Raw genomic sequence first — 10,232 nt, 5'->3', positions numbered from 1 at the left:
ATAAAGTCCCTGTACCAGTAGTCAATCCGGGCATCCTTATGATCGCCGGCAAAGACCACCACACGGTAACGGAAAGAAAGTTTTTGTCCGGTCCGCATCTCTACCGGTTCGGCGTTGAAACAGAATGATGAAGGCGAGAAGAACCCGTAGTCCCTCGTAACCCATTGTCCGGGATAATAAGAGTTGTCAGGATGCTGGATAATTGCCAGTCCCTCAACAAACCCTCCATTATCGCCGTAGTAGGCGGCCCAGTCGCCCGCTTTTTCGCGGGTGCCGGACTCATCGCGGTTGCCTTGTGAGTCGACTATCGTTCCTGTACCCAGGTGCGCCCATTCAGGTCCGTGGTCAGTGCATCCCACAGCGATCTCCGGCCTCATCCTGGCACTGAAGAAGGAGTGTCCGGTAGGACTGACGGACAGGTCCTTCAGAACCTCAAACTCAAGGTCAAAATCCATTACCCTCACCTCAGGTGACGGTGCCCAGATCCTGACAGTCCGCTCTTCATTGAAATGGTGTGTCCCGGTAGCAGGGACTATCCATTCAAGGCGATCTGAGATAACAACCTTCTTGCCGTTATCTTCTAAGATACGCGGATCGCGAGAGAACACCTGGCCGGTCTCCAGTTCGTGACGCGGCTGCCAGTAATTGCCGCGCTCCACATTTTCACTTCTGACCCAGTCCAGGCTTACATACAGGGAGCTATGGTGCGGATATGGCTCCTGGTCCCATGTAGTGACCGTTTCCCCCGAAAGGGGTCCGACGACAGGATAGTAAAACGGGTACTTGTGAACACTGCCAAAAAGGTACGAGGTGAACTCCATGCCGCCGACCATTACGGTTATACGGTCTTCACTGGAAATGGCAGTGACATCCTGCGATATATCAGAATTGCAGCCCGTAAGCATCAAGATGGACAAAACAGGAAGTAACAGTGAAATAAAAAGCGATTTTGGTCTCATGATGTGAAGTTTTAATTTTGCAAATCACACCAAGTTATGAAAAAAGCCTGACCTTCACAATGCCGCCGGCAAAAATGACGGCAAAAGTCGCACCGGCATCAATCATTACTGTCTTAAACTGATAATGCCCCTGATGCCGGAAAATGTCACTGTCAAACGACCCGGGAAAGCAGCGGGCCATCTGTCTGCAGCAGGAGTTACCCGTGCAGGGTATAAGTATCTTCATTTGTCTGACACGGCAGCCATGATCCAGGATGTAAAAATTTGTCAATCTTTGCTATTTTTGAATCAGGGAAATCCATACGGTTTTATTGTTTTAACCGTTATTTAAAAACATGCTTCTATTTCCTTCAGTAAGCAAACCCGACAAAAATATCACCTTATGGCACATAAAAAGTTTTTGATCAATTCATTAAGAACAATCTTCATACTTACCCTGCTCGCCACGCCATTGTTCTTTGCAGGCTGCGAGAAGGATGATCCGGTTGAGCTGCCCGAAATCAGCACCATACCGGCTTCAGATATCAGCAGCACCAGCGCAAGTAGCGGCGGATACCTGATCGACGACGGTGGTTCGCCTGTAACCGACAGGGGCATAGTATGGAGCACGGACAACAACCCGACCCTTGAGTTCAATGAGGGACTTGTCTCAGCAGGTACGGGAGAAGGCATTTACCACCTTATGATGGAAGGGCTTACGCCCGAAACAACCTATTTCGTCCGCGCCTACGCTGTCAACAGCCTGGGAGAAAGCTACGGAAACGAAACGACCTTCACCACACTGCATGAATCGGCAACCGGACTGGCAATGACCGATATCGACGGGAACCAGTACAATACCACCATAATAAATAACAGGGAATGGATGACCGAAAACCTGAGGGTAAGAAGATACCGTAATGGAGATGACATACATACCGGACTTGATAATGAGAACTGGTTCCATACACTCGCGGGCGCCTATACAATCTATTCCCACGACCTGGTTGACGGCATAGGATCAGACAATGAAATGGCCGAAGCTTACGGACTTCAGTACAACTGGCATGCCGTAGAAACAGAAATGCTGTGTCCCACCGGTTGGCGGGTTTCGACTGCCGGAGACTGGGATGAGACCATTGAATACCTTGTTGAAAATCACCCTGATATCAACAACAGCAATATTGGCGATCACCTTAAGTCTTGCCGGCAGGAAGGATCACCGCTGCAGGGTGAATGTGACACCAGCGAACATCCGAGATGGGATTTTGATGATATCTATTCAGGAACCGACGATTTTGACTTTTCGGCTCTTCCTGGTGGCCAGCGCAACCTGCAGGGCTACCACGAATACCTGGGCCGTTACGGGTACTGGTGGACCGCAGATGAGGCGGGAGAATTCTTTTCATGGGCCAGGGTAATGGGATACAACACCGGCACTGTAGCCACCAGCTCGTTGCGCAAAAAAATAGGCCTGTCGGTACGCTGTGTAAGGGATGTGGACTAATAACCCCTTTCCTGTTTCATCTGCTCCATCTCCTGATCGAATGTCTCCTTGAACTTCTCATAGTTATAGTCCAGCCTGAGCCTGTCGTCATTTGATATCCGCTGATTCATGGCATTGAGGATATCATTCCCGCTGAGCTCAATGGCTATATATGTCCTGTAGGTCCCGTCAGCAGTCCTCGTCAGTTCCTCACAGATCACCCTTGTCCCTGCAAGCCTCTGCTCTATCACCTCCCGGCTGAGGCCTTCATAACGTTGCATGAACTCGGACCTGTCGCCCACCGTAATATCCTGCACGTAGTTGTCAATAACGCTCTTGACAGTTACCTCGATTTGTGAGGCAAGCTCAGCCCTTGCATTACTGAGTGCCATTCTCCTTGAGTTTGCCTGGTTGGTGCTTTCACCCAGGCTGTTGGCCCTGAAATACTCATTGTCGGTAAAGTACTCGGGGCCGCTGCACAGAACCACTACGCGGGTTTCGCCCTCAGGAACCGCAGCCTGCTGCTTGGATCTGCAATGAGTCAAAAGCAGCGCTCCGGCTGCAAAAAACACGATAACTAAAAAACTGGTACCTGTTTTCATAATAATTAGATTTGGTGAAAAATTAGTTAAGTATCTACCTGATCACGAAAGTATGGTAGTCAACTCTCCTGATATCAGGAGTAATACTGTATATCCAGGAAAAAATGATTTCAGAATCAGTTGATTGGTCTTCATCCCTGTACCTGAGAAAATGAACCGGTTCTTTGGTAAACACGAAGATCAACCGGTTGACCTCAGGCTCACTGGAGCTGTTGTCCAGATAGTACTCCACAAAACCGAAAGGAAATTCCTTAGTCTCACCCGCTGCAATCCCCTGATGTACCTCCCATTGATTGGGATACATCAGATAGGCGTTATTGTCAGTTATATTGAAAATACTGAGATAACAATCCTTTGTGGAATGAACGGAAAAGCTCAGAGTCTCACCCCGGTCATAGACCCCCTTTATCCCGTCAACTTTAGTGATGAATGCAGGATCGGGACGGGTTGTATATTTAATAACAGTTGCGTCTATTGTTACTTCATATTCAAAAAAATTTGAGTAGGGATTGAGTTTACGCTGCTCATCAACGACCTCGTAATATTGTACGGCACCTTGCAGTTCTGATTGAACATCGGAACTGAAAAACTCACTGTAGTCGTGATCTGATTCACTTGTGAATAACAATTCATAAGAGGAAAGGTGTTCTGTGACACCGGCCTGGCGCAATGCTTCAATTTTGGCCTGGTTTATGGCATCGCGACGTGCATCTGATTCGCTTATCCTGCCGGCAATAACCCCGACCCCTTTTGCCCCCTCTATGAAAATAGTTTCCTGTCCCCCAACAATCAGGCAATGTGAGTGCAAAGCTGTCACAAGCAATATAATAATTGATTTTCTATATCCGGAAATTTGCATATACAAACCTGTTAGTTTACATTCAGTTCCTCAATAAAAACCCTTTCAAACAGCCCTTTATCAAAAAGGTGGTTAATGGAGGGGTCGTTTGAAAAATCCTCCTCAATACCAGTCAGCACGTCACCGGTAGAGACTTCTACCGCGACCCTGTGCGTAAACATTTCACCATCATAATCTGTCTGTGTGCAAATAATTTCAACATTGCTCAATTGCTGCCTGGACACCAGGCGTGTTAACTGTTTGAATGCAGATGAGTATTCAGTACTATCACCGTCGCTTTGTTCAACAAAGTACCTTTCAGCGATTGACTCGATGGTAACACTGATATTTGCCGCCAGGTTGGAAGTTGCATCAAGCCTTGCCAGTCTTTCAGCCCTCCTGAGGTCGGCGTTTACACCAATTCCTGTTGCCCGGAAAAAAAGAGTGTCGGAAGTGTAAATATCAGAATCACAAGGGCCACCGGACAAATCCCCGTCAACACCCTGTGCGTATCCTGATTGCATACAAACAGAACCGGAAGCTATAAAAGAGAAGAGACAGAGCAAAATTGTTCTTGTATCGAAGAAATTGTTCATAGAATTGTTTTGTTGACAACACAGTTGTTCTGTCAGAATTCCGTGAAAACCCAGTTTTCCCAGCTCTCATCGAGAGTCGGACTGATATTGGTCTCGGGATTCTGTTCCCTGTGGTTCACCATCACTGATCTTGTTGCAACCGATTGACGCAGGTGATCTGCCAGCTCCCTGTATGATATCTCTCCCCTGCTTGCCTTCAGCATGCTAAGCAGGTGGTATGTGAACATCCCGTGCTGCTGGTCGCGGTATGGCAGGGCGGACTGGTCGCCTGAGGTTGCTGAAAACACCACCAGGTTACCTGATATGGACGGCCCCCTGGGCCTTACCCTCACGGCCCTGGCTGCCACAAGTCCCTGATCCCTCCCGCCTCCGCTGAAGCAGGCATCAATGAATACAGTAATCCGCTCTGTCGGATGCTCGGTAAGCTTTGAGTAAAAGTCACTCAATGGTACGGCAAAACTCAGGTTGGCTCCCGTTACATCAACAGGCATAAGGTAAGGTTCCCTGGTCTGCTCATCAGGGAATCCATGGCCGGCATAATAGATGAAAAACTCCGCATCCCCGCCGGTGTTCCTTGCGATCATGCTCATCCTGTCAAGGGCATTGTGCATCTCGACCGACCGTGCATTGAGCAGCATGATTATGTTGTTATCAGGCACACCAAGGACTTTCTGCGCATATTCCCTGAATATCCTGGCATCATGAACAGCAAATTCAACATTCGATTCCCTTTGCAGATGCGGCTGATAAGATGTGTAATCCTCATTGCCTATTATAAGGGCATACCGGTTGTTCAGCTCCAGCCCGTTATCAGGTATGTTTATATCCACATCAGAGGGTTCCCTTACCGAAGAGGTTACCGCTTCCTGCCTTGCTGCCGCAGTCAGTGATCCAACGGGACGGCTTTCTATCGAGAACTGCTCCCTGTTTGAATGCCCGCTGTTGTCAGTGGCAATGATAGTGACCGGGTTCTCATAACCAACCCTGAGAACCACATCGGCCACGTAGATAGAGTCATTTACCATCTGCGCGGGCCTGTTATTGACAAGAACATTGTCAATTCCAAAGTTGTCCCTCACCAGCAGCGATACCCTTACCGACTCGGAATCCACTATCGGCCTCATGCCAAGGCTTACTCCTTCAGGACTTATAACCCTTATATCGGGAGGTGTCAGGTCAACTATACTCTCCTGGCTGATGTCATATTCCAGTGCGACCCTTCTTGGCCGTGAGAACGCGAACTCCTCCCATTCCTGTTTTCTCGATGCCACCTGGCTGTTAGCGGCAAACATCATTGGCAGCTCAATGGAAACCTCACCACCCTCAAACCTCTCGTCAAATTCAAAACGCATGGTATTGTCTCCAGGGGTCAGCACAATGGGGCGTGTTGGAACTTCACTCCCGGTTATGCAACTTACCTTGGGAGTGCTGATGCTTAACTGCTGCCTGTCTATGACCACCACCGCATCAACCCCGCTTACCGGCCTCAGCTCCCTGTCCACCCACCTGAGGTTCATGCTCACTGGCAGCACATTGTCCTGGAGCTCATTTTTTTGGATGCTGATCACTCCACGCTTGCCTGACCTTGTTGCAAAGACAATCTCTTCGGTAGCCTGTGCAGTCAATTCAAAGCAGAATAACTGCAATAATAAGGCTGCAAGAGTGACTGGAAGAAAAAACACTTTGCTTGTCATAACAGGTTCTTTTGTTTGTTTTGATATCTAAATGTTACGCACTTACACTGCTGTTTGTTTCAGAATAACTTATAAGAAAACCCGATTTCAACCCCGAATCTCGCCAGGCGGGTTTCCCCGGGAACAATCCCGGTTGTCGAAATAAAATCCTCCGGGTGTTTGGGCCTGTCGTACAGTATGTCATTGAGACCAAATATCCCAACACCGCCAATTCTAAGATATGCCTCTGCTGTTATTGGTATGGACAATCCGACACGGGCAATGGCCGCGATGTTCGTGGGATTGACCTGCCAGGAGCCTGCCTCATCCAGTGCCACCTCTGCGAATCCATACTCGGGCACATCTTCAAGGGTAATGTCATACTCCTGGTAGTAACCCATCCTGTTTACAACGCCTTCCACACGGTAACCCGCCTTTTGTGAAATCGCATACACTATCCCTGCATCAAGGTAGATACCCGTTGAAGCTTTTCCTGTCCTTAAATTAAGCATCAAGGGTATCTCAATGTATTCAAGCGTGTTGAGCTCTGTCAGGTCGCTGATCTCAAACACCGGGTTATAGATATCATCATCCTTGTCAATAATTTCAATATCGGACTGCCCCGAGAAATTGTCAAGAGAGAGGCCGGCTGAGTATCGGACCATATTGGCGCCAATGGTTAAGCCCACCGAGCGGTTGAAAAACCATGTAACTGAGGCCCCGAAACTAACCTCCCTTTGTGGTGTCTGCTGCCAGTGGCTGTTGTCATTAATATCTGCTGAGAGCATCATCGAACCTGCCATCTCCCCTGAAACGCCCAGGTGAAGTCCCCGTAGCCTTTGATCTGCAAGGTAATTAACATGCCCTGTCTGATCACTGATGCCGGTGATGACAAAACCTGACGGGGAATCGTCGTCGATCATAAATTCCATGGCAAAGACAAGCGTCCCCGAATACTCGTGAAGCCTTCTTGAGAGAGTAAGGCCAAATAGCTCCTTATGCACCGAAACCTTCATCTGGTATGCTCCATCTCTGCCCGGCAGGCTCTCAATACCCAGAAGGGATATCTCACCGGTCTCCAGTATTACATCAAGTCCCGAAGGATAGTTACTGTGAATATAACCCACATAATCCCTTGCTGTAACCGAGCTGCCCCTTCTTGCCCTTTCAGCAGCATCGTTGAACACCCTGTCTCTTTGAGGGTCACTGAAAAGTCCAAGAAAAGCATCGGTATAATCCTGGGATATCCTCTCTCCATCCTCGGTAAAGCTCGCATACTCCTGGTACTGGTAAAGAACCTGCCTTGCACCATCCAGCGCCAGCCTCTCCTGCTCCCGGGTTATGTTACCGGCAAGTGAACTTTGTGCCGGTAAACACGAAACCAGCAAAACTAAAACAAACAATGATCCTTTTGGCGCAACTATCTTCACTTTGAAATTGTTATTTGTATATAAATGTTCATCGTCTATGCTGACCTGTCAATTTTTAACCAAAACCTGGACATCTACCACCTCCCCGTCAACTGCTGCCTCCAGAAAATAGACTCCCGACCGGAGGTTCTGCATATTGATCTGCTCATTAATGGAATATTCAGATTTGTCGGCACTGCCTGTATGTACCACCCTGCCGTTGTTGTCTGTTATCCTGATCCTGAGAAGGCCATAAACCTCCCCTGAGAGCTCATATGTTATTATACCCTCACTTGGATTCGGGAACACCGAGCCCATCTCTTCCACCTGGTGAAGCTTCTTGTTCAAGGGTATTCCAAGGGGATCGGAGAATGAATGGCACTGCCCCTCACTGATCCTCAGCATATACATCCCGGCTGCCTCGCGGGCTATGTAATACTTGCCCGTTGCCCCGGCAATAATTTCATTATCCATGAACCACTGGTAAGCATCAGCATTTACCGAGGAGATAAGAATATGTATTCTTCCCTTGACCCTGATGTCAGGTTTTTCGGGAGCAGGTGAGCCGGCAATGATAACATCCATTATGTTTTCCCGGCTGCAGCCAGTTGCATCAATCGTTTCAGTGACCGACACCCTCGGGGTATCTGTGTTATCACCCCAGTGAATACGGGCAAAGCCCCCGTCATGCTCTTCCAGCAATGTTCCGCCCACCGCTGACCAACTGTAAGAGCTGCCCTCAGAGGGCTCAATGCTGTAAACATTGCCATAGCTCCCGGGGCACACGTTATCATCACCACTTATAAGGGCCGGATCGGGCAAGGGATTGATCGTTACAACAAGGGGATCAGACTCTACACTGTTGCAGACACCGTCATATCCTCGCACGTAAATACTGGCCTGGCCGCTGTAATCGCTGTTCCATGTTACCGTTGCAGTCTCCCCGTTTCCGGTTACCGATCCTGCACCAGGGGGTTCAATGCGCCACTGGTATTCAAGGGCCGTTTCGCTTGATGTTTCAAATGTGGTTGAGCCGGTTCCCTGGCACAACTGATCCGGGCCGGAAGGTGTGGAACAGATAATATCCCAGTCGCAATCAGTATGCAGTTCATTGATGCTGCTTACGCTCCTGCCGTTAATGCTTTCGGCTACAACCCTGAAGTAGTAAACGGTGTTGGGCTCCAGGCCTGTAACCGTTGCAATGACAGGCAGCTCTTCGTCGCCGGGGTCAATGTCACCCGGTTCAGTTGTTTGTGCCTGCTCAAGCTGCGGGTCGGTGCCATATTCAAACCAGTAAACGGCAGCGTAATTATTGCTGTTTACCGTTGCGTTAAGCATGGCCGAGGATGTGGTTATACCGGTAGCATCACCTATTGCAACAATCGGGGCAGATGTACTAAAACCCTTAATCTCTCCCGTTGAGGTGCCCCCGCTGTTGGTTGCACTTATCACAAAATAGTACGGAGTATTTTCATCCAGTCCGATCACATCAACCGATACAGCCACAGGCTGGTTCCCGTCAAAAGTCCCGCTTACATCGGCCGAAAGCCAGCTCTGATCAATGGCATCGGTAAGCCCGTATTTGAATGTTACGCTTGTCTCGCTGTTATTCGGGTTGACCATCCCGTTGAGGGTAGCGCCGGTTCTATGGATATCAGTTGCATCTTTTGTTGTTACCTCAGGAGCCATATCCAGAGTTACAAGCTGCCTCTGATCACCATATCCCGTGCCCGCTGAATTCTCTGCCCTGACCCTGTAATAGTACCTGATAGCGGGTTCAAGAGTAACCATTGCCTCAACATCCTGGGAGGATTGTCCCTCCAGTAAATAGGTAGTTGACACACTCTCCCATTCATCATACCGGCCGCTCTGTTTTCCATACTCGAAACTCACTGTCGTAGTTAAATTATGAGGCATTACACTGGCATTCAAAACTGCCGATGTAGAAGTAATATCAGAAGCTGCAAGGGTTGCTGCACCCGGTGCTGCCATGGCTGTAGTGAATTGTTTAATGTCTCCTTCAGATAACCCGGAGAAACTCTCAGCCGCAACCCTGAAGTAGTAAATCTCATTTGCCAGCAATCCGTCAATATCAGCTTCAACCTCTGTGGCATACTCACCATCCACCGGCGAAGAGGTTGCCCCGGCCGTATTGTCCAGCTCTTCCGCCGTAAGGCCATACTCAAACCATACATCTGTCTCAAGGTTCCTGGGCACAACACTTCCCCTGAGGGTTGCAGAAAACGGTTCGATATTATCAGCATCAAGGGTCGTTACCCCTGGAGGGTCGCTGGTAAATAATACCCCGTCATGCCCGTATGTTGTTCCAAGATCGTTCTGTGCAGCCGCCCTGAAGTAGTAATATGTGTTAGCCTGCAACCCATCGAGAGATGCCGAAACAGGTGTCTCGTCAGTGCCGTCTATTGTTGGCGGATCGGCCTCAGCAGTTTCCCAGTTTTCATGATCACCCTCCCCTGTTCCATACTCAAACCAGACCGTCGTTTCAAGTCCAAGTGCATTAACCATGGCATTCAGTGTAGCAGTGCTTTCCGACACTCCGGTGGTGGCTTGTGTTACAACTGTCGGAGGACCCGGTATATAGAAAACCCCCTCCTCTGCAAACTCACCCCCTGCAAAGCTGTGGTCAACAGCCTGCACGCTCCATGCGTATAGTCCCGGCTCAAGGTCAT

At 49.0% G+C, this 10,232-nt stretch carries 8 protein-coding genes and 1 pseudogene; 1 reads left to right on the top strand and 8 read right to left on the bottom strand.

Features of this window, described 5'->3' with window-relative positions:
• Nucleotides 1-905 (bottom strand): hypothetical protein (locus tag EA408_13055; protein ID TVR68873.1); only part of this gene is annotated, 905 nt, incomplete at its 3' end.
• Nucleotides 906-1,101: 196 nt separating this feature from the next.
• Nucleotides 1,102-1,185 (bottom strand): annotated as a pseudogene (locus EA408_13050) (arsenate reductase ArsC).
• Nucleotides 1,186-1,341: 156 nt separating this feature from the next.
• On the opposite strand from EA408_13050, the gene EA408_13045 reads away from it, so the two are divergent.
• Nucleotides 1,342-2,445, top strand: coding sequence for a hypothetical protein (locus tag EA408_13045; GenBank protein ID TVR68872.1), 1,104 nt, complete (start codon nucleotides 1,342-1,344; stop codon nucleotides 2,443-2,445).
• Here the strand turns inward: EA408_13045 and EA408_13040 are convergent.
• From EA408_13040 to EA408_13015, 6 genes are all read right to left on the bottom strand, one after another.
• Complete coding sequence (locus tag EA408_13040; GenBank protein TVR68871.1) at nucleotides 2,442-2,996, bottom strand: hypothetical protein; 555 nt, start codon at nucleotides 2,994-2,996, stop codon at nucleotides 2,442-2,444. The two genes, EA408_13045 and EA408_13040, sit on opposite strands and share 4 nt — an antisense overlap.
• Before the next feature lie 64 nt (nucleotides 2,997-3,060).
• Nucleotides 3,061-3,885, bottom strand: a complete 825-nt coding sequence (locus EA408_13035; GenBank protein ID TVR68870.1) for a DUF4384 domain-containing protein — start codon at nucleotides 3,883-3,885, stop codon at nucleotides 3,061-3,063.
• 11 nt (nucleotides 3,886-3,896) lie between these two features.
• The gene (locus tag EA408_13030) at nucleotides 3,897-4,388 is read right to left on the bottom strand and encodes a hypothetical protein (protein TVR68869.1); all 492 of its coding nucleotides are present in this window, start codon (nucleotides 4,386-4,388) and stop codon (nucleotides 3,897-3,899) included.
• Nucleotides 4,389-4,492: 104 nt separating this feature from the next.
• Nucleotides 4,493-6,154: a caspase family protein gene (locus EA408_13025; GenBank protein TVR68868.1), complete on the bottom strand. Its 1,662-nt coding sequence runs from the start codon at nucleotides 6,152-6,154 to the stop codon at nucleotides 4,493-4,495.
• A gap of 59 nt (nucleotides 6,155-6,213) precedes the next feature.
• Entirely contained in the window at nucleotides 6,214-7,521 is a 1,308-nt protein-coding gene (locus tag EA408_13020; protein ID TVR68867.1) for a hypothetical protein, read from the bottom strand.
• Nucleotides 7,522-7,611: 90 nt separating this feature from the next.
• Nucleotides 7,612-10,232: T9SS C-terminal target domain-containing protein (locus EA408_13015; protein TVR68866.1), on the bottom strand; the 2,621-nt coding region annotated here is incomplete at its 5' end.

Source organism: Marinilabiliales bacterium (genome assembly GCA_007695015.1).
Classification (GTDB): domain Bacteria; phylum Bacteroidota; class Bacteroidia; order Bacteroidales; family PUMT01; genus PXAP01.
The sequence above is the reverse complement of the archived record's forward strand: the minus strand, read 5'-3'. Positions and strand labels throughout refer to the sequence as shown.

Coding starts and splice junctions, on each gene's coding strand:
- EA408_13045 (TVR68872.1), top strand. CDS start 1,342: ATGGCACATAAAAAGTTTTTGATCAATTCATTAAGAACAATCTTCATA.
- EA408_13035 (TVR68870.1), bottom strand. CDS start 3,885: ATGCAAATTTCCGGATATAGAAAATCAATTATTATATTGCTTGTGACA.
- EA408_13030 (TVR68869.1), bottom strand. CDS start 4,388: ATGCAATCAGGATACGCACAGGGTGTTGACGGGGATTTGTCCGGTGGC.
- EA408_13025 (TVR68868.1), bottom strand. CDS start 6,154: ATGACAAGCAAAGTGTTTTTTCTTCCAGTCACTCTTGCAGCCTTATTA.